24 protein-coding genes are annotated in these 21,682 nt (G+C 46.7%); 13 read left to right on the forward strand and 11 right to left on the reverse strand.

Features of this window, described 5'->3' with window-relative positions; genetic code table 11:
* Together BM082_RS02835 and BM082_RS02840 are read left to right on the forward strand one after the other, a co-directional pair.
* Positions 1-1,281, forward strand: a complete 1,281-nt coding sequence (locus BM082_RS02835; protein WP_074925204.1) for a cytosine deaminase — start codon at positions 1-3, stop codon at positions 1,279-1,281.
* Between the two features lie 227 nt (positions 1,282-1,508).
* A complete protein-coding gene (locus BM082_RS02840) occupies positions 1,509-2,078 on the forward strand; it encodes a chloramphenicol phosphotransferase CPT family protein (protein WP_074925206.1) in 570 nt (189 codons plus the stop codon).
* A 107-nt stretch (positions 2,079-2,185) separates the two neighbouring features.
* On the opposite strand, the gene BM082_RS02845 is transcribed toward BM082_RS02840, so the two are convergent.
* Positions 2,186-4,840: a M4 family metallopeptidase gene (locus tag BM082_RS02845; RefSeq protein WP_159435492.1), complete on the reverse strand. Its 2,655-nt coding sequence runs from the start codon at positions 4,838-4,840 to the stop codon at positions 2,186-2,188.
* 653 nt (positions 4,841-5,493) lie between these two features.
* On the opposite strand from BM082_RS02845, the gene BM082_RS02850 reads away from it, so the two are divergent.
* Positions 5,494-6,399 (forward strand): mechanosensitive ion channel family protein, encoded by a 906-nt coding sequence (locus tag BM082_RS02850; protein ID WP_017012371.1) that lies wholly within the window; start codon positions 5,494-5,496, stop codon positions 6,397-6,399.
* 131 nt (positions 6,400-6,530) lie between these two features.
* On the opposite strand, the gene BM082_RS02855 is transcribed toward BM082_RS02850, so the two are convergent.
* From BM082_RS02855 to BM082_RS02880, 6 genes are all read right to left on the reverse strand, one after another.
* Positions 6,531-7,295, reverse strand: coding sequence for an SDR family oxidoreductase (locus BM082_RS02855; RefSeq protein ID WP_074925210.1), 765 nt, complete (start codon positions 7,293-7,295; stop codon positions 6,531-6,533).
* On the reverse strand, positions 7,292-7,777 hold the full coding sequence (locus BM082_RS02860) for a cupin domain-containing protein (RefSeq protein ID WP_074925212.1): 486 nt from the start codon (positions 7,775-7,777) through the stop codon (positions 7,292-7,294). Before BM082_RS02860 ends, BM082_RS02855 begins: the two co-directional genes overlap by 4 nt.
* 155 nt (positions 7,778-7,932) lie before the next feature.
* Positions 7,933-8,274 carry a DUF1428 family protein gene (locus tag BM082_RS02865; protein ID WP_074925214.1) on the reverse strand — a complete coding sequence of 114 codons (342 nt, stop codon included), beginning with the start codon at positions 8,272-8,274 and terminating at the stop codon, positions 7,933-7,935.
* Positions 8,275-8,848: 574 nt separating this feature from the next.
* Entirely contained in the window at positions 8,849-9,262 is a 414-nt protein-coding gene (locus BM082_RS02870) for a BLUF domain-containing protein (RefSeq protein ID WP_074925216.1), read from the reverse strand.
* A gap of 122 nt (positions 9,263-9,384) precedes the next feature.
* Positions 9,385-9,648, reverse strand: a complete 264-nt coding sequence (locus BM082_RS02875) for a hypothetical protein (protein WP_017012376.1) — start codon at positions 9,646-9,648, stop codon at positions 9,385-9,387.
* 123 nt (positions 9,649-9,771) lie between these two features.
* The gene (locus BM082_RS02880) at positions 9,772-10,254 is read right to left on the reverse strand and encodes a MarR family winged helix-turn-helix transcriptional regulator (protein ID WP_017012377.1); all 483 of its coding nucleotides are present in this window, start codon (positions 10,252-10,254) and stop codon (positions 9,772-9,774) included.
* A gap of 133 nt (positions 10,255-10,387) precedes the next feature.
* Here BM082_RS02880 and BM082_RS02885 point away from each other — a divergent pair, with 133 nt between their 5' ends.
* From BM082_RS02885 to BM082_RS02920, 8 genes are all read left to right on the forward strand, one after another.
* Positions 10,388-11,254: a DMT family transporter gene (locus BM082_RS02885; RefSeq protein ID WP_074925218.1), complete on the forward strand. Its 867-nt coding sequence runs from the start codon at positions 10,388-10,390 to the stop codon at positions 11,252-11,254.
* 418 nt (positions 11,255-11,672) lie between these two features.
* A complete protein-coding gene (locus BM082_RS02890) occupies positions 11,673-12,149 on the forward strand; it encodes a GNAT family N-acetyltransferase (RefSeq protein ID WP_017012379.1) in 477 nt (158 codons plus the stop codon).
* 55 nt (positions 12,150-12,204) lie between these two features.
* Positions 12,205-12,690: a GNAT family N-acetyltransferase gene (locus BM082_RS02895; protein WP_026024973.1), complete on the forward strand. Its 486-nt coding sequence runs from the start codon at positions 12,205-12,207 to the stop codon at positions 12,688-12,690.
* A 503-nt stretch (positions 12,691-13,193) separates the two neighbouring features.
* Positions 13,194-13,688, forward strand: a complete 495-nt coding sequence (locus BM082_RS02900) for an ATP-dependent zinc protease family protein (protein ID WP_017012381.1) — start codon at positions 13,194-13,196, stop codon at positions 13,686-13,688.
* A 3-nt stretch (positions 13,689-13,691) separates the two neighbouring features.
* The gene (rimK, locus tag BM082_RS02905) at positions 13,692-14,600 is read left to right on the forward strand and encodes a 30S ribosomal protein S6--L-glutamate ligase (protein ID WP_074925220.1); all 909 of its coding nucleotides are present in this window, start codon (positions 13,692-13,694) and stop codon (positions 14,598-14,600) included.
* A complete protein-coding gene (locus tag BM082_RS02910; protein ID WP_017014799.1) occupies positions 14,584-15,648 on the forward strand; it encodes a succinylglutamate desuccinylase/aspartoacylase family protein in 1,065 nt (354 codons plus the stop codon). The genes rimK and BM082_RS02910 overlap by 17 nt, the downstream gene beginning before the upstream one ends.
* 186 nt (positions 15,649-15,834) lie before the next feature.
* Complete coding sequence (locus BM082_RS02915; RefSeq protein ID WP_017014800.1) at positions 15,835-16,773, forward strand: triacylglycerol lipase; 939 nt, start codon at positions 15,835-15,837, stop codon at positions 16,771-16,773.
* A 166-nt stretch (positions 16,774-16,939) separates the two neighbouring features.
* Positions 16,940-17,770 carry a lipase secretion chaperone gene (locus BM082_RS02920; RefSeq protein WP_229491735.1) on the forward strand — a complete coding sequence of 277 codons (831 nt, stop codon included), beginning with the start codon at positions 16,940-16,942 and terminating at the stop codon, positions 17,768-17,770.
* A 48-nt stretch (positions 17,771-17,818) separates the two neighbouring features.
* Here the strand turns inward: BM082_RS02920 and BM082_RS02925 are convergent, their stop codons facing one another.
* Together BM082_RS02925 and BM082_RS02930 are read right to left on the reverse strand one after the other, a co-directional pair.
* Positions 17,819-18,517, reverse strand: coding sequence for an HAD family hydrolase (locus BM082_RS02925; protein WP_074925222.1), 699 nt, complete (start codon positions 18,515-18,517; stop codon positions 17,819-17,821).
* A 127-nt stretch (positions 18,518-18,644) separates the two neighbouring features.
* On the reverse strand, positions 18,645-19,268 hold the full coding sequence (locus BM082_RS02930) for a hypothetical protein (protein ID WP_017014802.1): 624 nt from the start codon (positions 19,266-19,268) through the stop codon (positions 18,645-18,647).
* 374 nt (positions 19,269-19,642) lie between these two features.
* Here BM082_RS02930 and msrB point away from each other — a divergent pair, with 374 nt between their 5' ends.
* The gene (msrB, locus tag BM082_RS02935) at positions 19,643-20,086 is read left to right on the forward strand and encodes a peptide-methionine (R)-S-oxide reductase MsrB (RefSeq protein ID WP_017012388.1); all 444 of its coding nucleotides are present in this window, start codon (positions 19,643-19,645) and stop codon (positions 20,084-20,086) included.
* A gap of 272 nt (positions 20,087-20,358) precedes the next feature.
* Positions 20,359-20,631: a hypothetical protein gene (locus BM082_RS02940; protein ID WP_017012389.1), complete on the forward strand. Its 273-nt coding sequence runs from the start codon at positions 20,359-20,361 to the stop codon at positions 20,629-20,631.
* 95 nt (positions 20,632-20,726) lie between these two features.
* Here the strand turns inward: BM082_RS02940 and BM082_RS02945 are convergent, their stop codons facing one another.
* Positions 20,727-21,200 (reverse strand): DUF3429 domain-containing protein, encoded by a 474-nt coding sequence (locus BM082_RS02945; protein WP_017008670.1) that lies wholly within the window; start codon positions 21,198-21,200, stop codon positions 20,727-20,729.
* Positions 21,201-21,339: 139 nt separating this feature from the next.
* The gene (locus BM082_RS02950; RefSeq protein WP_017008671.1) at positions 21,340-21,603 is read right to left on the reverse strand and encodes a DUF5062 family protein; all 264 of its coding nucleotides are present in this window, start codon (positions 21,601-21,603) and stop codon (positions 21,340-21,342) included.
* Between the last annotated feature and the right edge of the window lie 79 nt (positions 21,604-21,682).

Consider the following 21,682-nt stretch of genomic DNA (forward strand, 5'->3'; position numbering starts at 1 on the left):
ATGTCAGCAACTATGCTAATTAAAAACGTTGTCATTCGCGGGCAGAATAGTCTGTCGCAAATTTTGATTGAAGACGGTGTGATCCGTGCTATCGAACCCAATGAAGCCACACTGCAAACCAATGCCCCTGTGCTTGATGCAGAAGGCGGCATGGCGCTACCGCCATTTTGTGAACCCCACATCCACCTCGATACGACCCAAACGGCGGGCGAGCCAAGCTGGAACATTTCAGGCACCTTGTTTGAAGGCATTGAGCGCTGGGCTGAACGTAAGGCACTGCTGTCAATTGACGATGTGAAAACGCGCGCGAAACAAACCCTGAAATGGCAAATAGCAAACGGCATTCAACATGTTCGCACGCATGTTGATGTTTCAGACCCTACCCTCATCGCACTGAAGGCCATGCTTGAAGTGAAAGAAGAGATGAAGGAATGGGTAGACATCCAAATCGTTGCATTCCCGCAAGAAGGCATTCTGTCTTACCCTAACGGTAAAGAGTTGCTGGAAGAAGCGGTGAAGCTTGGTGCAGATGTTGTCGGAGCGATTCCACACTTCGAATTCACCCGCGAGTACGGTGTAGAGTCACTGCATTTCGCCTTCGAACTGGCGTGTAAATACGACCGCCTGATCGATGTGCATTGTGATGAAATTGATGATGAGCAATCACGCTTTGTCGAAACCGTTGCCGCCCTTGCACACAAGTTCGACATGGGACATAAAGTCACGGCTAGCCACACCACCGCAATGCACTCATACAATGGCGCGTATGCGTCCCGCTTGTTCAGATTGCTGCGTATGTCAGGCATCAGCTTTGTCGCCAATCCACTGGTAAACATCCACCTTCAAGGCCGCTTCGATGACTACCCAAAACGTCGTGGTATCACGCGCGTGAAAGAGATGCTGGCGTCAGACATCAACGTCTGTTTTGGTCATGATGATGTGTTCGACCCTTGGTATCCACTAGGCACGGCAAACATGCTGCAAGTGCTGCACATGGGCCTACATGTTTGTCAGATCATGGGTTACGACCAACTTAACCAATCCCTTGATTTGATCAGCCATAAATCAGCGCGCACACTTAACATCACTGATAGCTACGGTGTGGAAGTAGGCAAAGCAGGTAACTTGCTCATTCTACCCGCGGAGAACGATTTCGACGCACTGCGCCGCCAAGTGCCCGTTCGTTACTCTATCCGCAACGGTAAAGTAATCGCAGAAACCCAACCCGCAGCCACGTCTTTGCACCTCGATAAAACAGAAGCTGTGACTTTCAAACGCTAAATCGCGTTCCGAGTGTTTCAGTTCGATACAAAGCCCTGCATGTGCGGGGCTTTTTTTCCCTTAAAAGCCGATTACCACAACCGCCAGTATTCTCACCCCAACATCAAATTTTTGCACCATTCGTACATGGTTGATGAGAGCTGACCTTAATTATGCAACATAAGGCATATACAGCAAACAATAAGCCCATTCTAATAGGGGTTAATGTTAGGTGGGAGAGGAAGTATATGTTTCCAAATGTGATTGTTCTGAATGGTACGGGCAGTGCAGGTAAAACCAGCATTGCAAAGTCTCTCATTGAGATGCTCCCTCTCCAATACTTAAATTTCAGTATCGATAGCGTGCTTTACGCGCTTCCACCCAGTGATCTGCAGAAAATGATGGAGGGTAAAGCCATCACTCGAGAAGGCTACAATTACTCAACCCTGATAGAAGGTTATCACCAAGCCGCCTCTGGGCTGGCAAAAGCGGGTTGCTTCCTTATCCTCGATAACGCGTGGACACTCCCTGCTGAAAAACTCAACATGTTGAATGCACTTTCGGGGTTCAATGTTTGCTTGGTCGGCGTTAAGTGCGATTTGCGTGAAACATCAGAACGGGAAAGACAACGCGGCGACCGCGCCATCGGCCTTGCAGAGAGCGAATTCCACCTCGTCCACCAGCACCTCACTTATGACATAGAGCTCGACACAACCTTTGCGTCTGCCGAACAAGCCGCCAAGAACCTGTTGGTCTATCTCAAAGAGCAAGACGTTTATAACGGTGCGCAATTGTCTCGTGAGAATCTTGCACGTTAATAGCCATAAAAGAAAAAGCACAGCGAGTATCCTCACTGTGCTTTCTCGTCTTATCAATCGATTTGTGAACAGATTTACGGTGTAAATTCAGCGTGCGTAGGTCACATTCAGTGCGCGTTGTAACTTCTCTGATACGTTCGTAAAACCCCACCAAACAGCATAAAGGTCAACAACCATAGGGCATGTCCACCGCCGCCGCCCCCATCTGACGACGCTGACGATGACGAGCTTTCAGCCATAGAGAGTGTTGCACCTTCAAACGCCGTCGCCCCATAAATCATCACGTAATAGGTACCTGAAGACATGTTGGTCAAGGAGCAGCTTTCTTGGTTAGACGTTGATGTCGAGCGGCAATCATATGCAGAAGTCGTCGGGGCCGAACCACCTCGCACGTAGAGGTTTGCATCACCCAATCCTCCTGACATGGTAATGGTGACCCCACCGCCAGAATACGTTGATGCGCTCGGCGCATTTTTAGAACCAGCACCAGCGTTCGCAGAAAGAATGCCCGCAGAACCTACTGTGAAGGAATAGTAAATGGCATCACCTTCCTGCCCTTCGATATTCGAGACAGGTAACGACGGATCAATCGGATCAGCACGCTCTTCGGGTGGCTGGGTAGGTGTATCCAGAGATAGTGACAGTGTCACACCTGAGTAAGCAGAATAACCGTGCAGCATGACATAGAACTCATCACCCGCCACACCCGATGCCGTACAAGATTCATTGTTGCCGTAATAGTAAGGGCGGCAGTCATAATCAGATTGCGATGGCGAACTTCCTTTGTTGAGGTATAAGTCAGCATCCCCTGACCCCCCTGAAATTCTGACCCGTAGATTGCTGCCGTCCTCTGGAATCACGAAACGATAGAAAAGGGTATCGCTTCTCGCACCTGATAAGTTCGTTACTGAAGAACCGATCACTAACTCCTGAGGGGGCAATTCTGTCGTGTCCATGACGATACTCGCGCCACTGTAGGCGGTTTGTCCGACGACAAGGACGTTGTATTCACCGCTACCTTGGAAAGAAACGTCACAGTATTCGTTGTTGTCTGACGTCTTTGACACGCAATCGTAGTCTGATTCCGTCGGTAAGGCGTTATATTTCACGTAAAGGTCTGCATTACCCGTACCACCACTCAAAGTGACATTGGTCGATTCCGTATTCAGTGGCAAAGAAAACGTAAAGTAACTTTCCTCGCCCGCACCACCGCTCAGATTTGATACTGGCACCTCGTCTTCAAGCGACGTGGTCGCTAAACACGCGAACACACCAACCGCATTGAAGGCATTGACGACATCCGTGGTGTTGTAGTCCAGATCATTGGCAGCATTCACGACACCACACGCACCTTCATCAAAGGTCGAATCCGCTTCCCAATAGATTTTGTTTGCCATCGCGAATGCCGTAAAGGCCGTTTTTATGTCCCACCCGTCGGTGTTTGCCAGCAAATAGAAAGCACGGTTAAACACGCCGCTCGAATAGTGCACGTCCATGCCATCGTAATACTGATTCGCATGGTTTATTGAACGTCCGTCATCTGACGGTGTTTCAAAGTAACGCAATGCTCCGAAGCCCTTATAAATAACAGCACCAACTTTCCAATCAACAGAACCTTTCCAATAGTATTCAGCAGCTTCACCCGCGATATCGGAAAAAGCTTCGTTAATGCCCCCAGACATGTTGCTGTAGATAAGATCAGAGTTTTGATCGGTAAATCCGTGGCTAACTTCATGTGCAGACACATTGATATCAACGAGCGGGTAAAAGCGTGAATGACCATCCCCAAATGTCATGGACGAGCCATTCCAAAATGCGTTCTCGTAGTTGTTGCCATAGTGAACTCGCATCACTAATTGGCCTGTTAAGGGCGATAATCCCAGCCAATCATTAAACATCTCGAACACCAGCCCGCCAAAGTAATGCGCGTCATTCATCGGAGAATAGGCACCATTGATTGATTTCACGGTGTTGGTGTTATTGCCGTCATTACAGTTGTAAGAGAATGCCGCTGATCCGGAGCTGCCATGGTTCAAGTTAACGGTTTTAACATTGCTGTTTTCCAGGGTGCATGTCGTGCCCAATTTGGTGATAGCAAATCCATCGTAGTCAGTACCAAAGTCGTATCGGCCCGTCTTCTCGTTGCCGCCAGGGCCTCGCCCTGTCGCTTCGGCATGTGCGAGACCTTCCCACATTTTTAAAATCTCACCGGATTTCGCATCAATATAAGCATGGGGGCGAGAAGGCTTGCTTGAAGGAATGAAGAAACTGACTTCATACACTAAGCGTGGAACGCCATCATCAAGCCAAACAAAAAGCTCACTCTCTTCATTTTCCGGCACAACAATGGTGGCTGCAGGCACACCGAGAAGATATTGGTTTTTTAGTTGCTGAAGCGCGCGTTGATGACTCATAGAAGGTGTGACAGAAGGCAATTCTGCGCTTAAACCAACCACTCGATTGCCTCGCGCTTGTTTGTGGCTGCCGCTCTCATTCGTCGTTACTACACGTCCCTTTCTGACGGGAATGCCTTGATAGTATTGCTGGTGACGAACTTTTACCTTCCCATTAGGTAACGTGATTGTTTCTTTAGGATAAATCCCCGTTAGGCTTTGCTGGCTGCTAAAGCGGGCAGCAGCGACTGGCACCTCTCCAGACAACACACTCACATCGCTTACCGACTCAACAGTGGCGCCACTCGCCGCTGTCGAGAGTAAAACGGTGGGGATAAGACCCGAAATGATTTTCCACTTCCTTTTCATCACAGCCACTTTCCCACTTATGAACCACATGAATCAATATCAATTAATAATGGTCTAACGAGGGTGGTTGATCGAGCAGAAATGGTTCTTTTTTAATTCAAATGACCCACAAAAGAGACACTGCTTTTTATCAATATTTAACGTTTTCTTAATCTTTATGTTTTTCAATATATTATTAAGAATTCACACAAAATAATTCGGGACTTATTGCAAAGGGGTTTATGTAAGCCTTGCTTAACACATTCATCTATTGACTATTTTTCAGGTCAAAAATCACTAAAATACGTACAAAATATTGGCAACTTATCGAGTTTGATGACGCGATCTTCACACACTAAAAAGAGACGTTGAGGAAGATCCGTTGAAGAAAATATCGCCGAGAAGATGAAAAAAGAGAAAACCACGGCATTCGACAATGAGAACCATCGCCGAGGTGAACATGACACCGTGTATATATTGATAAGGGTTACGATTTTAAACCCCAAGTTTAAAACAGCGCCGAGCGAGCCTTGATAAGGCCAACCATTCCCTTTACTGTGAGACGCTATATTCCCAAATAACCTCAAGAAATAGGATTCAGAGCCTCTCATTTCGTTCAACTTGAGGTTGTTTGGGTATACTCATTGTAACGTCTTCAACATTGGGAATTAGTTGTGGAATACCTAGGACAAGCCATCGCCTTTTTTACCGAGCATAAATTTCTCTTCACGCTCATCGTCATTACCGTAATTTGGATAATTAGACGCATTTTGATCCGCTTCATCTGGGGCGAAACAAACTTCCTCAGCGAAGATCAACGCAAATGGATCTCACGAACAAAAAATGGCACGTTCACCACCTTACTGATCGTGATGTTTATTTTATGGCGGTCAGAAATCAACGAGTTCGCCCTTTCCTTAACAGCAATCGCGGTTGCTGTGGTTGTGGCGTCAAAAGAAATCATTCTTTGTTTTACGGGCTCGATACAACGCGCAAGTTCACGTTCATTTCAAATTGGGGAATGGATAGAGGTCGGTTCGCAATGTGGTGAAGTCATTGAGCACAATTTAATGGCGACAAAAATCCAAGAGATTGACCTTCACCACGGAACGTATAACTACACAGGGAAAACGGTCACTTTCCCCAACAGTTTGTTCTTTACGACGCCCGTAAAAAACCTCAACTTCATGAAACGTTATGTTTACCATGAGTTCAGCATAACGATTAAAGAAACGGCTAACCTCTTCCCACTGATACCCAGCTTGCTGGCGCGCATTGATGATCACTGTGAAGATTTTTATGAAGTTGCCACACGCTATAACCATGTAATTGAGCGTCATGCGGGTGTGGATCTACCAGGCGCAGATCCACACATTCACGTGACAACAACCAGCCTGGGTGACCAACAAGTACATGTTCGACTTTTCTGCCCAACAGAACGTGCGACAGAACTTGAACAGCTTATTCGAGAAGACTTCATGACATTGTTCTGCGAACGAATTTTGAATCAAAGATCCGTTGAAATTGCGGACGATGATTTGTTGCTCGAACTACAAACGAAAACCGACCAAGAAGGCTAACCTAAATAGCCATAGCCAACCTATAACATTCAGCGCTGGTCCCTTTGGGGTAAATCACCAGCGCTTTACTCTCCAGCTTCGCCTCGTCGACCTTAAGCCAACTTGCTGCACGCGGATGGAATAAGAAAAGATCAGAGGCCGCCCGTGACATCGATGATAGATCCTGTAATAAACGAGGCCTCATCAGAAAGCAAAAAACAAATAGCAGCGGCGACTTCGTCACGGGTGCCACCACGTTGCATAGGAATACGAGACGCCAAACGGTCGACACGATTAGGTTCTCCACCGTCAGCATGAATCTCGGTATAAATCAGGCCGGGACGCACACCATTTACGCGAATACCCTCAGCCGCGACTTCTTTTGACAGGCCAACCGTAAATGCATCCACCGCCCCTTTGCTTGCCGCATAATCAATGTATTCATTGGGAGAGCCGGTTCGAGACGCCCCCGATGATACATTAACAATGACGCCACCGAGCCCGTTATATTCTGTCGACATGCGCTTTACCGCTTCACGAGCACACAGCAGACTGCCTGTCACATTTGCGGCGAGCACTTTCTCTATTCGGTCTGCCGTCATATCTACCAACTTACTTTGGGTAAACAACACACCCGCATTGTTCACAAGCACCTTCAGCGGATATGCCATGCTATCAATAGCACCAAAAAGGACCACTACATCCGCTTCTTTCGATACATCAGCCTGCACACAGAATGCCTCTCCACCAGCACCAATAATGCTGTGGGCTACAGATTCCGCCGCTGCCGCATTGGATACATAGTTAACACAGACCTTATAACCATCAGCACCTAAACGCATGGCGGTTGCGGCCCCTATTCCACGACTCGCACCTGTCACCAGTGCGATGCCTTTTACGCTGTCTTTCACCCTCATTTCTTTCCTCTATTTCCGCCAGGAAAATCGATATTTTCAATGTCTATCACCTGCCAAGGTCGATCTTGGTTGCGAAATATCCGCTTGTTTAGGCGAGGGTAATCAGCCTCATCGTGCGCGAGTCGCTGACCAACAACAATACAGCGTAAGGTCTCGGACCCGGTATTTATCATGGTGTGTGGTAAACCATTCGCGGGATAGCCAATAAAATAGCCTTCTCCAACACCGAAAGTGTCTTCACCTATCGTGACCTCTGCATTGCCTTCAAGCACGTATACACATTCATCTTCAAAGTAATGCACATGGTATTCCGTCGATTCATAGCCAGGTTCTATCTCAACAATATGAAACCCAAAACCCGTTAGCCCAACCACATCCCCAAGAGATTTGTTGGTGCGAATAGCCTTTGAATTTAAGAAATGTGTTTTGCAGGTGCCTTCCATTTGTTCAATCTCGACTTTCGATATGATCGATTTGCTCATGCCCACGTCCCTGTTGGTGTGAAGTGACTCCTTGTTTTTAACATGAACAAAAATGCCACGTAAAGGCATGTAGTAAGTAGAGGTTGTGTACACAGAAAAGTGCGCGGTAGGTCAAGCGGCTAGTTTATCTAAGGTAAAATGTGGACGTAAAACCATCAATGACGATTCAGTGATAACTCGGTATCCAATTCGATGCGTTCTCCTCCCAACATGACAGGGTTCAACACATTCTCAAAACGAGGGTCTGCAAGCATACTTTGCATGCCTCTATCTCTCATTGCTTTTGAAGGCCAAACAATCCACGAAAACATCACTACCTTGTTGGCACAGTGAACGTCGATGAGATCTAAATAGGAAGAGGATTCTTGATCGCCGCATTGGACAATATTGATTGCACCATAAGCACGAATAAGCGGCACGACGTCTTGCAACAATCGTCGGTAGGTTTCTTGATTCACTGCTGGCAACGCTGTTATCAGCCCGTCTACATAAAGCATGATCGACTCCCTCTGCCGGCTTGAGTTGCCTCATAGCAACGCAATAACGAACATCCTGATCAAGCCACCAACTCTGTGTGATTATTTTTATATTTATTAAAGCGTTAACGTTTCATACTCATCTGTCAGGTGACAATAAAAGCCATCAGTATTGAGTGTGTACGTTGTGATGAACTATAACGTTGACATCGTAGGGCTTATTGCCTCAATCACGAGATACGCAAAATGTTTCTTATTAATAATTGAATTAAAAGGAAGTAATTTTTCACGCGCAGACAGATTGCTGGTTGTACGACATTGGTGTTTGTTCAATATTGATGTTTTTTCAATATTGGTTTTTGTACAGCACGGGGTCTGCACAACGTGGGTTTAGCAAAGCGGAAGAGACGTTAAGAGAGTAGTCACGAGGAAATGGACAAGGCAGGAAGGAGAGATGGCGGTTTTTTACAAGCTCAACGAGAGGCGTCAAGAAAAGTAAAAGAAACACCGGAGGCATTCCTGCATTGGGATACATTCCTCCATGGGTATACATTCTTACATAGATATAGACCCGAAATGTTCCCTTAAAACGTGATTAGAATTCTTTAAACAGCTCGATCAAATAGATAATTTCTTGCCCTAGATTGCCAAACTCTTCTTTAGAGAGCTTGTGATTAAGCAGATCGTTATAACCACGCAGTTTTCGCCTATCAAAGGTTTCAAGATTCTTGAAGCCCATTGACCAATTAGGGAAAGAACGCTGCTCAATCTCACTGCGATCGATCACGATCGCGCCGTTGTGGCGAGTATCCGAGGCGATATCGGCATAGAGCTTTTCTACGGCACCTTCATCACCTTCTAAAATTTGAAAAAAGTTTTCCTTGGCGTAAAGCAGCAATCCACTGACATCCCGTTTTTCGTTGTTTGCTCTGCATTTACCTAATAACTGCATGAGATCGTTTTCATTAAACGCTGTCGTCGCAGAACTGGCATATATCAGTCTTATCATTACTCCCCCAAAGCATCACGGCGTTATACGGCAATCTTGTTCGCACAATTGCTCTATCTAAACAATGTAGTCGCAAAAAAGAGACAAAGAGTCGCATCTTGGGAGCATTCGTGATTGAGGGGCTAGGGAATATCAGATTGGAAGATATCGACGGGAATAAGCGTATCCTTGCCCGTTTTTAAGAAGAGTTTATGCGCAGCAGTAATGCGATGCCCGCCATCTTGGAGGATATAGGTTTTCCCACAGGCGCATTGAATAAGCTTTATCGCTTCATTGATGGCCTCACCTCTCTTCAAACTTTTCATGATGGCGGCGAAGCGAGCATCTTCTCCGCGCACCCAATGCAGGTCGAGTTTTACGATGTCACTAATTGGCATAACTTGCATCACTCTTCCCCTTTATATCACCACTAGACATGACCATTTGTTTAGCTTAGCCAAATCAAAAACGGGGCGAGCGTGATTTACGATACCCTAGGGGTTGAAAAATGCATGAGGAGAAAAACCGTTTTATTCCTTTGAAGCCAGCCATTTCCGTAATAAAGAAGCCAACGTTGCTTGCTCTTTTTCCGTCAACACATTCAACATTTGATGTTCATTTTCCACGTGTGCCGTAACGACAGCGTCAATCAAGGTTCGCCCTTCGTCAGTCAACATCACCAAACAACTTCTTCTGTCAGTTTCACTGGCTTGACGTACCACAAGACCACGTTTAACTAGCCCATCAACTCGGGTGCTCATGGCCCCCGATGAAAACATCAAGGTTTGATACATCTCGGTGGGTGTAACAGGTTCGCCAGCACGACGTAACGTCGCCAAAATATCAAACTCGCTGCTCATCAACCCAAACTGTTTGAACACCTCTTCCAGGCTCAGCTTCATTAAATGGTTAGCTCTGTCCATTCGGCCAATCACACCCATAGGCGAGCAATCTAAATCAGGGCGTTGAACCTGCCACTGAGCAAGGATGGTATCAACATGATCCTGCTTCATAACACCTCCATATTTTATCTTTCCAAAAAGATACTTGATCTAAAGAGACAAAGCGAATAATTTATCTTTCAGGAAAGATACTTTTTAGAAAGATTACTAAGCCATTTTTGGCTGACTGTATAGAGGAAACACCGTGATTAACTACTTACTTGCCGCCACCGTTCCCATACTCTGGGGCAGCACTTATGCAGCAGTAAGTCTGTTTTTGCACGATATGTCTCCATTTTGGGTGGCTGTTTGGCGGGCGCTACCAGCCGGTTTGCTCCTGATGTTACTGAAACCGGGAAAACCGCCGCTACCGTTTGGCAAACTCACACTGCTAACCACCTTTAATATCGTGGCGTTCTTTCCATTACTGTTTATTGCAGCTTATCGCTTACCTGGATCTGTTGCGGGTACGCTTGGCGCAACACTTCCACTTCAATTGATGTTCATGCAATGGTTGGTGGAAGGTAAGAAACCCGAACTGAAAATGCTGTCGCTTGCATTGTTGGGGCTTTCAGGGGTCGTTCTCATTTTGAACCCCACCGCCGACATCGATCCGATTGGCGCAGCCGCCGCGCTAGCCGCCACAGCGTTAGTTGCTCGTGCAACACTGTGGCTAAAAAACTGGCCAGTCACGGATATTTTCAGACTCACCGCTTGGCAGTTAACATTGGGGGGGCTGATGCTCGCTCCGATTGCGTTTTTAGTGGAAGGCGCACCAAAGCCCATCACGCTTGATGCTTTACCCGGCATTGTCTGGGTCAGTGTATTAAACAGTGCGTTTGCGTACTGGGCGTTTTCCCGTTCAATTAAACGGATCGGCCCGGATGCGATGGCGATGATCAGTATGCTAAACCCTGTCGCAGCAGTCACCTTAGGCATATTGTTGGTGGGTGAAAGCTTGGGTCCACTTCAGTGGATAGGCATAGGATTGGTATTGTTAAGTCTGCTTTTGATGGGTCGAAGTAAGCGAAGATTAGCAAAGATAGCAGCACAAAAAGCAAGCCTTGGGTAAGCCGACATGTCATAGATATAGAGGGAGAAGCAGAAAGGCTTCTCTCGTTGCTTGTCCTTTCTTTAATTTATGAACGCGTATTGCCCATTATCACCCCACTCTTCGGGCGTATTTATTGTCTAAATAAACTCTCACTTATCATATAAGAAAGACAACTTCGCGACCGTCACATTGTCTTTCGTGAGGAAGCTCTTAGTTTCAACGATACGCTGCCCACATTTCGTCAATTCAATAATTACGCGTTTATCCTGCCCAAACCTACAGTGTTCGCACATCATCTCGATATCAACTCAATACTTGGACAGACATGCCAACTCAGTTGCATATAACACCTTAAACTCTTTGGATCGGGAAACTTGAACAGCGCCTAAACACAGGGCAAATTGCAAAGGGTCAATAACGATGGGAGAAAGAATCAATGGAAATACGCGTCGATGATTTATCAGGAAAGGAAATCCAAGATCTTCTCCATCAACACCTCGCAAGCATGTATGACATTAGCCCACCTGAAAGTGTTCACGCATTAGACATTACCGCCCTTCAACACCCAAATGTCACGGTTTGGAGTGTATGGATTGATGGAGAAATAGCGGGTTGTGGTGCGCTGAAGCAAATTGGCCCAGGCCATGGCGAAATCAAATCAATGCGAACCTCAGAAAATTTCCTCCGTCGCGGTGTAGCAGCAAACTTGCTTGCACACATTCTTCAAGAAGCTCGTCGTCGCAAGTATTCGCGCCTAAGTCTGGAAACAGGTGCTGAACCCGAGTTTGAGGCAGCAAGAAAGCTATACCAGCGTTTCGGCTTTGATGCGTGTTCACCGTTTGGCGACTACGTCGAAGATCCAAACAGTGTCTTTTATTCACGCGCACTTCAATTATTTAGCCCTGCTCTCTAAATGAAGACGTTGACAAGCGGACGCACAAAACAGCCATGCATCCATGTTGTTTGATATGAAGCATTACATCGACATTGTTGATTACCACCCGCGCTACACCGAAGACACCCTTCGAATGTGGCGCGAGAGTAAAGCATTCGCACTGGGTAAGGCTGAATCACAGAGCCTTGCTTCTCATCGCTACTACCTCAATCGCGTGCTCGCCGCATGCAATGACATTTATCTCGCCATAGAAAAGCAGTCTGGACAGGTGCTCGGGATGATAGCGACAGATGGCGAATCAATCACTCAGCTTTACGTTGCACCAGATGCACAGCGGCAAGGCATTGGAAGCTGCCTTGTTGAACTCGCCAAAGAATCAGCGAACAATGGCCTTATGCTGTATACCGTTGAAATTAATCAACAAGCGAGGGAGTTTTGGCAGAAGCAAGGGTTCATTGAATGCGAAACCAAAACAATCACGTGCGATGAAGGTATGATCGATGTGTTGTGCGAATGGCATCCGAAGGCGCTTGCAGAGCATTCACGAATGGGTGGCTAGATAAGTGTCTGCCCCCACATTTTCAATCGCCGTTTACACATCATCTCCCGGCGAGTTATACAACCCGCCCCCCTTACCCCGTATCTGTGAAAAAAGTGAAAATAATTTCCCCCTTTCTCACGTTATCAACCATGAGAGTTCTCTCTTTTTAATCCATACTTTACGCGCTTCACTCCAGTAAATTCGGGGCTTGTAAAACATTGATGTAGATCTCAAAAATTTACCCGAGCTACGATTAATATTTTTTATCGTGACGACCAAAAGATTGATTTGTCGCGACTGGCGCAAAGCTGTAACTTTCGCGCTCTTTCATGCGGTGCTGAGAATTTGGAACAGATAAGGTCGCCGCGGAGAACGTAAACGATAGTGTTGATTATTCAATCGGTTCTTATAAATGTGAGCAGGCCTACGCCTCTGAGCAACTATCGTTTACTTGAGTAAGTGTCAAAGACTGATGCGCTCACTCCATCCGTTCGAAATATACTATCTGGGGCATTGCAGCAATGACTGACAACAACACATCTCGCACAGCTGATGGCGAAGACTTTAATATTGTTCAAGCAAACGCACGAACTGTCGTTGGCTGGCGTGAATGGGTCGGCTTACCAGGGTTAAACATCCAAGCAATCAAAGCAAAAGTGGATACAGGCGCAAGAACATCTTGTCTGCACACTTTCGGCATCGAAGAATACCAAAAAGATGGCGAGAAATGGGTGAAGTTCATGGTTCATCCAATCCAAGACGACGTGCATACCGAACAAGAGTGCCACGCGAAAGTATTTGATATGCGCACAGTGCGTGATTCTGGTGGTCACGAGACGTACCGTTATGTCATCGAAACGCAATTGATTATTGGTGATCTCCAATATCCAATAGAGATGACACTGACTGCTCGTGACAACATGACGTTTCGTATGTTGTTAGGTCGTATCGCGATGGAAGGTCGTTTAATCGTCCAACCAGAAGCATCTTTTATTCTTCAGGCGCCACAAGGTTAAGTTATGAAAATTGGAATTTTATCGCGCAGTGAAAATCTCTACTCTACACGCCGCCTGATTGAAGCGTGTGAGAAACGAGGCCACGAATATAAAATCATCGACGCACTACGTTGCTACATGAACATCAATTCTACCCAACCTTCTATTCACCTGAAGGGTGAAGATTTGGTGGGTTTTGATGCAGTCATCCCACGTATTGGCGCGTCTGTGACGTTTTACGGCTGTGCCGTTTTACGCCAATTCGAAATGATGGGTGTTTACACAGTGAACGACTCCGTCGCAATTTCACGTTCACGTGACAAGTTGCGCTCACTGCAACTGCTTTCACGTAAGAACATTGGTATGCCGGTCACAGGTTTTGCGAGCAAACCGGGCGATATTAAAGACCTGCTAAGCATGGTTGGTGGCACACCTGTTGTTATCAAATTGCTTGAAGGCACCCAAGGTATCGGTGTTGTTCTTGCTGAAACACGCAAAGCAGCAGAAAGCGTGATCGAAGCCTTCATGGGCTTGAAAGCCAACATCATGGTGCAGGAATACATCAAAGAAGCGGGTGGCGCAGATATTCGCTGTTTCGTTATCGGCGACAAAGTGATTGCTGCCATGAAGCGTCAAGCATTGCCGGGTGAGTTCCGTTCGAACTTACACCGCGGTGGTAGTGCATCACTGATTCGCATCACGCCTGATGAACGTAAAACTGCGGTTGCAGCGGCGAAGGCCATGGGGCTTCACGTAGCAGGCGTTGACTTACTGCGCTCTGAGCGCGGACCATTGGTGATGGAAGTAAATTCGTCGCCAGGTCTTGAAGGGATTGAGACCGCAACGGGCAAAGACGTCGCTGGTCTCATCATTGACCATATAGAGAAAATAGTCTCATCTCCGAGGACAAGGACACGTGTCAAAAGCAATTAAAAATACTGCCTTCGAAATTGGCGGGGTAACCATCCCTGCGGGTCAACGTGCGAGCGTTGAGTTTGAAGTCGCTAAGCTTTACACACACTCTCCGCTGTCAGTAACAGCGGAAGTACTTCATGGTAAGAAACCTGGCCCAGTGTTGATGATCAACGCGGCCATTCATGGTGATGAACTCAATGGTGTGGAAGTGGTGCGTCAAGTACTTGAACGCATCAACCCTGCCACACTAAAAGGCACGATCATCGCGATCCCTGTGGTTAACGTATTCGGCTTTATTCATAAATCTCGTTACCTGCCAGATCGTCGCGATCTCAATCGCTGCTTCCCGGGCTCTGAGCGCGGATCAATTGCAGGTCGCATGGCGTACCAAATCTTCGAACAAATTGTTCGTCGTTGTACCCATATTATCGATTTGCACACAGCGGCGATTTACCGTACCAACCTGCCTCAAATTCGCGCTAACTTGGCGAATGAAGCGACAAATGAAATGGCGCTGGCGTTTGGTACGCCGGTGGTTATTGATGCAGCTCTGCGTGATGGGTCATTGCGTTCAGAAGCGGAAAACATCGGTATTCCTGTCATTACATACGAAGCAGGTGAAGCACTGCGCTTTGAACCGTATGCGATTACTGCAGGCGTTAAAGGTGTGAAACGCGTTATGCGCCACCTTGGCATGATCCGCAGGAGCAACCGCAAAACATCAACGGTCGAACCGGTCATCGCACGCGCTACACGTTGGGTTCGCGCAGAAGCCGACGGTATCTTGCGCTCACACGTGTCTCTTGGACAACGCGTCAGCAAAGGCCAATCTCTGGCATCTATCAGCAGCCCTATTGGTAGCGAAGAGATCCAGACCTATGCACCGCAAGGTGGCATTATCATTGGTCAGCAAACACTGCCATTGGTGAATGAAGGTGATGCGATTTTCCATATCGCCTACTTTGAAGAACCAGACCGTATGGTTGAGCAGCAAGTAGAAAACTACTTAGATGAAGTCGTCGATGACGCGAACAACGAAATCAAATTTGGTATCGGCACCGCGTAATAAACACTTCGTACTGTATGAAAAGAGCGCTATTGCGCTCTTTTTTTTTGATCTAAATCTCACCCTGAAAAATAATTGTTACACAATATTAACAATTCACGCTTGTCTCATTTCTAAGCCTCAACAGGTTGCAATTGTGTCGCTAAGCTTTCAACGACATCAGAGGACTGACCAGAGGATAATGCTATGAAAGGGATCTTTATATCACTGTTGTTTGCAGCAACGTCGCTATCTGTATTTGCAGGCTCTACCGTTCCAAGCGCTAACACAGGCTACACACAAACCAAGTACCCCATCGTACTTGTTCACGGTCTATTCGGTTTTGATAACATCGCCGGTTTTGACTACTTCCATGCCATCCCACAAGCGCTCACGCGCAGCGGGGCGAAAGTCTATATCGCACAAGTGTCAGCCGTTAACAGCTCAGAAAAGCGTGGAGAACAACTGCTGAGACAAGTACGCCGTGTACTCGCTATAACGGGCGCCCCAAAAGTGAATCTTATCGGACACAGTCACGGGAGCCCAACTTCGCGCTATGTGGCATCTGTCGCGCCGCAGTATGTTGCATCCGTCACCAGTGTTGGCGGTGTTAACAAAGGCTCTGAATTTGCCGATGTAATGCGTAAGGCACTCAGACCTGGCTCTGCCGGCGAGGCGAGTGTCGTTGCAGCGACAAAAGTATTTGCTCGCCTAATCAGCGTACTATCTGGATCAGGCAGACTTCCGCAAGACCCTTTAGCCTCATTAGACTCCTTGTCGACTAAAGGCTCGCTTAAATTTAATCGTAAATACCCTGAAGGTGTTCCACGTTCTCGATGTGGTAACGGCGACAGTCGCGCTTCCAATGGTGTTTATTATTATTCGTGGTCAGGCACAAGCCAGGTGACAAATATTCTTGATTTAAGTGACCCAGTGCTATTCACCACAGGACTTTTCTTTCGTGAAGCCAACGACGGTCTCGTGGGTCGCTGTAGCACGCACCTCGGCCGTGTTATCCGTGATAACTACCGCATGAACCACCTTGATGAAGTGAATGGCTTCTTTGGCTTACATCACTTGTTCGAAACCGATCCTGTGACAGTTTATCGTCAGCACGCAAATCGACTTAAGCAGCAAGGTTTATAACGGCAATGGTCAAATTCAACGCGTGTCAGGCGTATAGCTCCATCGCGCGTTGAATTCTTTTACCCAAGACTCGATCTATACCTTTATTGGAAAATGTTTCACGGACGCCGGAGGACATCACATGTATCTTGCTTCTCGCTCATTAGGGATAGCTTTTGGAGGATTATTGATAGTATTTGTCGCGATTTACATGACAAGTACCGCCCAACAAGAAAAAGCTACCGATACGCCAGTCTCTTCTCAAATTGGGACAGACATTGATATATCTTCTGACAGAGACACGTTTGAATATTTTCTCTCTACATTAGGTGAAAAAGAACTGGCTGAGATTCAGGGTTCTTATCAGAAATTCGCCGATACCGTCAGCTATGGCGAAAAACAAGAAGTGCTGTTTCAAAAGTACCTGCGGTATAAAGAATCCATTGTATCTGTGCCACCGCCAGACGGTCTTACTGGTATAGAGTATCTAAAATTCATCCATGAAAAGATGCAGCAACTTCAAGCAGACGCATTCAGTTCACGGGAACAAAACTCACTTTTTTACCAAGAGAACTTAGCGCGTGAAATGACCATCAAAAAAGCCGAATTACAAGCACTGGGCGTAGATGACGAAACGTACCAAGACCTTTGGCAACAAGCCTTAAACACGCTTCCGCCTGACATGAAAGAAAGCTATCAAAACGCTGAATTACTGGGGAACATCAACAACCTCGCTTCGCTGGACAGTGATGAAAAATCCTACCGTCTCACTGATCTTGTTGGGGAAGACGCCGCAAACCGCATTCACGCCTTGGAGCAAGAAGAGAATGCGTTTGATGCCTCGGTTCAGGCCTACTTGAAAGAACGCGAAACCTTACTTAATGACAATAGCTACAGCGAAGATGAGCGCCTGCAAGCCATTGCCGATTTGCGCAGCAACCATTTCTCATCAGATAACCATCGACGCGTGCAAGGCTTAGAAAACCTTGATGATGAGAAAAAGAATCGCGCGCTATAGCAGGTTTTTACGCTGGAACGGTTTTGTACGCTGCAACGAATGAGAAACTCAAGTTGGTTGCTGAGGTGACAGCGTGAGGCTTTGCGCATCGCCCCACTTGTGAACAGGCCATTGATACTCCCCTGCTTTTTTAAACAATTTACTGCACGGGTTGATGATGTGTACATCATCCGCAAATAAACACATGGGAAGATCATTAATAGAGTCAGTGTAAAAACTGATTCGCTCAAAATCGTGGTCAAGGCCGCCAATCCATTGAGTAAGACGCAACACTTTTCCCTCACGAAATGAAGGCACGCCTTCAGGCTGAGGTTGGTATTTCCCATTGTTTAACACCAAGTCGATACCCATGGCAGTCTCAACGCCTAACGCCTTTGCCACAGGTTTAACAAGAAAGCTTGGAGAAGCAGAGACAATTGCCAGCGCCACCCCTTCATCCTTGTATTGCGCTAACGTGACGATAGCTTCAGGAAAAATTAACGGCATCAACGCGTCCTTCGCGAAACGCGCTGCTAACGCATTGATGTCTTCCGCGAGCATGTGTTTTAACGGGGACAGGCTAAAAGCAAGGTAAGCATCGAGATCTAAACTGCCATCAGCGTACGCCGCCATGAATTGCGTATCCAACGCCAAAAAGTCAGGGGCTGTTGCGAGCCCTTTATCCACGAGAAACTGATGCCATAACGTCATCGAATCACCATTCAGCAACGTCTCGTCTAGATCAAACACCACCAAGTCTTTCATCATATTCCACTCTCATTGCTGTTAAACACACACCTTAATCATGTCAGGGGTTTAAGGGTAACACCACGAAAAATATGTGTTTTATGCGTCAGTACAAAACAATATAGGGATGAAACAATCACTGCCCGCCCTATTGTGGCTTGAGCAACGAAACACGAAATCGCACTGCATGATGGGTTAACGCCGCCATGCGACCTGGTGTTGCCAAAGATTCATCAACCAACTCGACAGCAGTGACCTCATCAAACTCATTGGTATAAAGCCGAAGGTTCCCCACATACAGAGCCTGATCATCCACCCGGACTAAATAGGTATACGTTTCAGGCAAGGTGAAGTGCTGTGATGTGGGTTCACCATGAGACATCGAATACACCTCAATTCTGTTCAAAATGAGGGCTTTTTTTGGGGTAACAAATTCAAAAGGCGTGTCCCATGAAGTGGTCAGACTCGCTGTTTCCTTGGAACGCGCAACGACATTGCGGTCGCGATGGTAGTCCTTAAACCATAGGGTCACTTTGTCTGAATGCGGCGGCATATCGGTGTGCGTTTCGTGTTTTAAGTCAGCCGCAAGATAAGACGGTATACGTGACACTTTCCCCATCACCAACACGTCATCATTATCGAGGTTTAACACAGCCAAAGACGAAGTCGAAGAAGACCCAGAACTGCAACCACTCAGCATGAGCAGAGCCACTAAGGCCCCTAAAAACAAGGCCCGTAACGACAAGGCTTTGGTAGAGGCGGCAGTCGCCAAGCACCTCCCTCGATAGAAAGGCCGTTTTATAAGGCGGCGATAACACACACACAGAAATTGATGCATTAAAGAAACGTAGTACACGAAAAAGAAAAGTACCCCATCAAAAGGACTTCCCGACTCTACATCTCTAAAAGTTCGAAGAGGTGATACAGGAAGGTACTTATAACGTATCAAGAACCTAGACCTTTTATGGCTCAGCTATCCAGCATGAAAGAAACGACCCAGTACTGCGGTCAACTACACCGGCGAAATAAATGCAATGGCTGCCTTTCCCTTGAATCTTCTCTTTGATAACGATCCAACGGAGATCAGCAACTCGCTTCGATATATCCATCCACATTGAGGGTCTATTGGCCCTAGAAGGTGACGACATGCTTAATTGGGAATCTGTATTATCCACTGCGAAGAATGGCAATCCTCCAGCGCCACGCCGCGTTGAGATGAGCGAGGCCGAATGGGAAGCCAAACTGACACCTGAGCAGTTTTACGTCACGAGAAAACACGGGACGGAAAGGCCGTTCAGTTCAGATATGTGTGGACTTTTTGCTCCGGGCATCTATCAATGTGTGTGTTGCGACACACGCTTGTTTGATGCACAAGAGAAGTTTGACTCAGGCACAGGGTGGCCTTCATTCACTGCACCGCTTGAAGAAAATGCAGTGGCGTACACCATGGACATTACGTTGGGCATGACACGCGTAGAAGTAACATGCAATGTGTGCGATGCACACCTCGGCCACGTATTTCCTGATGGCCCACCGCCAACGCGCTTGCGTTACTGCATCAATGCCATTGCCATGGAAAAAGAAAGTTAATACTCGCGAGGCGCAGCCGAAGACGTCACTGCGCCTTTTCAATCACACCTCCTTATGTTCTTGCCTGCAAATGTTCTTACCAGCGAATGTTCTTGCTTGCGATTCATTCACACAACCACTGATTACAATGGTCAACGCTTCTGGCTTTTATGCAGACCCGTGTTCATTTTCCCTTTTATCCTTAGAAACAATCAGCCTGTTAGGATCTCTACCGCTTTTCCCGTACCATACGCCCCAATAAGACTTATCAAGTGAGTGCAAGGCAAAAAATCATGAATGATGACGATATCCTAACCAGCGAAAACCTTATTGAAATCGTTGAAAATCAGCTAACAGATAACAACCCTAAAAAAGTAAAAGAAACCCTCATGCGCCTGCGTATGACGGGAAGCACGCAAGAAGAAGCGATCGAATTCATTGCTTGTGCGCTGATGGTTGAGATCTATGATGTGGCAAGGGGTGACGGTGAATTTAACCTTAAGCGCTACGAACAGCACCTCGATATGCTGCCTGAAATGCCTTGGCAACAAGATTTGGAAGACTAAGTCGACCTACTTGCGTCTATAATAGCTAAAACAAAAAAAGCGCCTATCGGCGCTTTTTTTTGTTTTCTGTGTAACATTTCGGCTGGGATGAACCGTTACATGATTTGCGGTAAAACACCCGAGCCCAAATCATATACCCAATACCAAAGGAAGCCGTGACAAACCACAACCACACACGTTAACGCCAAACGTAAGAAGGTGTACCAAAGCGGGTAAACGCCTTTAAACATCAAACCCACTTCAAGTAAAAACAAAATCACAAAAGAAGCGGTAAGCAAATAGAGTGACATAGGGTAAGGCATTAAGAGTGCACCAACAGCCACCAACGAAAACACGATGCCGACCGTTAAACCCTTCGTTGATTTTTCTTCCTTCGCAGCATTCTTCGCATCACTGATGGTAATCCCCCATACCGCGCCTGACAAAAATGCCAAGATGATGGCGCTATAGGTCAGGAAGGTATAAGCGAGTTTTCCTTGCCAATCTAACGGCCAAACCGGTAGCAGAACCCCAAAAGCAAGAAAAGGAATCAACCCCATCACGCCATAAATAAACGCTGTCTTTTTCATTCATTGAATCCTTTATCGTTGAGACCTCAATAGCGTTAACGTTTTCTCCTACAACGTTTGACGATCTCACACAGCTATTATGCTGCACGCATTGGTGCTGCTCAAATTAACGTAAGTATAAGAGCTTACCTGTGGTCACTTAGTCACTCAATAGTGGATGATTGTCAGGAAGTTGCTTCTGAATCCAAAGCACCAATTTATGTTTCATGTTCGGCCCATCTTCTTTATCCGTCGCCAGCGGCGTCAGTACTTTATCTTCCACCAACAGACGATAAATACACTCAATCTTTATCTTGTTAGACGTCCCTTCATCAAAATGCGCAAAACCTCGTTTTTCCGCATATTGCTGGCCAATCTGTAAGGCTTTTTTTAGCAGTTGAGCTTCGTGCTTAATTTTTTTCATCCTGAGCCTCCAACATTTCGTGTGCTGCCAGCATAGCAGAGCAAATGCGCAACCGTTGTGACCATACACGAGAGGACTC

Source organism: Enterovibrio norvegicus DSM 15893, from assembly GCF_900115495.1.
Classification (GTDB): Bacteria; Pseudomonadota; Gammaproteobacteria; order Enterobacterales; family Vibrionaceae; genus Enterovibrio; species Enterovibrio norvegicus.

Coding starts and splice junctions, on each gene's coding strand:
- BM082_RS02835 (WP_074925204.1), top strand. CDS start 1: ATGTCAGCAACTATGCTAATTAAAAACGTTGTCATTCGCGGGCAGAAT.
- BM082_RS02840 (WP_074925206.1), top strand. CDS start 1,509: ATGTTTCCAAATGTGATTGTTCTGAATGGTACGGGCAGTGCAGGTAAA.
- BM082_RS02845 (WP_159435492.1), bottom strand. CDS start 4,840: ATGAAAAGGAAGTGGAAAATCATTTCGGGTCTTATCCCCACCGTTTTA.
- BM082_RS02855 (WP_074925210.1), bottom strand. CDS start 7,295: ATGAGGGTGAAAGACAGCGTAAAAGGCATCGCACTGGTGACAGGTGCG.
- BM082_RS02860 (WP_074925212.1), bottom strand. CDS start 7,777: ATGAGCAAATCGATCATATCGAAAGTCGAGATTGAACAAATGGAAGGC.
- BM082_RS02865 (WP_074925214.1), bottom strand. CDS start 8,274: ATGCTTTATGTAGACGGGCTGATAACAGCGTTGCCAGCAGTGAATCAA.
- BM082_RS02870 (WP_074925216.1), bottom strand. CDS start 9,262: ATGATAAGACTGATATATGCCAGTTCTGCGACGACAGCGTTTAATGAA.
- BM082_RS02875 (WP_017012376.1), bottom strand. CDS start 9,648: ATGCAAGTTATGCCAATTAGTGACATCGTAAAACTCGACCTGCATTGG.
- BM082_RS02880 (WP_017012377.1), bottom strand. CDS start 10,254: ATGAAGCAGGATCATGTTGATACCATCCTTGCTCAGTGGCAGGTTCAA.
- BM082_RS02890 (WP_017012379.1), top strand. CDS start 11,673: ATGGAAATACGCGTCGATGATTTATCAGGAAAGGAAATCCAAGATCTT.
- BM082_RS02895 (WP_026024973.1), top strand. CDS start 12,205: ATGAAGCATTACATCGACATTGTTGATTACCACCCGCGCTACACCGAA.
- BM082_RS02900 (WP_017012381.1), top strand. CDS start 13,194: ATGACTGACAACAACACATCTCGCACAGCTGATGGCGAAGACTTTAAT.
- rimK (WP_074925220.1), top strand. CDS start 13,692: ATGAAAATTGGAATTTTATCGCGCAGTGAAAATCTCTACTCTACACGC.
- BM082_RS02915 (WP_017014800.1), top strand. CDS start 15,835: ATGAAAGGGATCTTTATATCACTGTTGTTTGCAGCAACGTCGCTATCT.
- BM082_RS02925 (WP_074925222.1), bottom strand. CDS start 18,517: ATGATGAAAGACTTGGTGGTGTTTGATCTAGACGAGACGTTGCTGAAT.
- msrB (WP_017012388.1), top strand. CDS start 19,643: ATGCTTAATTGGGAATCTGTATTATCCACTGCGAAGAATGGCAATCCT.
- BM082_RS02940 (WP_017012389.1), top strand. CDS start 20,359: ATGAATGATGACGATATCCTAACCAGCGAAAACCTTATTGAAATCGTT.
- BM082_RS02945 (WP_017008670.1), bottom strand. CDS start 21,200: ATGAAAAAGACAGCGTTTATTTATGGCGTGATGGGGTTGATTCCTTTT.
- BM082_RS02950 (WP_017008671.1), bottom strand. CDS start 21,603: ATGAAAAAAATTAAGCACGAAGCTCAACTGCTAAAAAAAGCCTTACAG.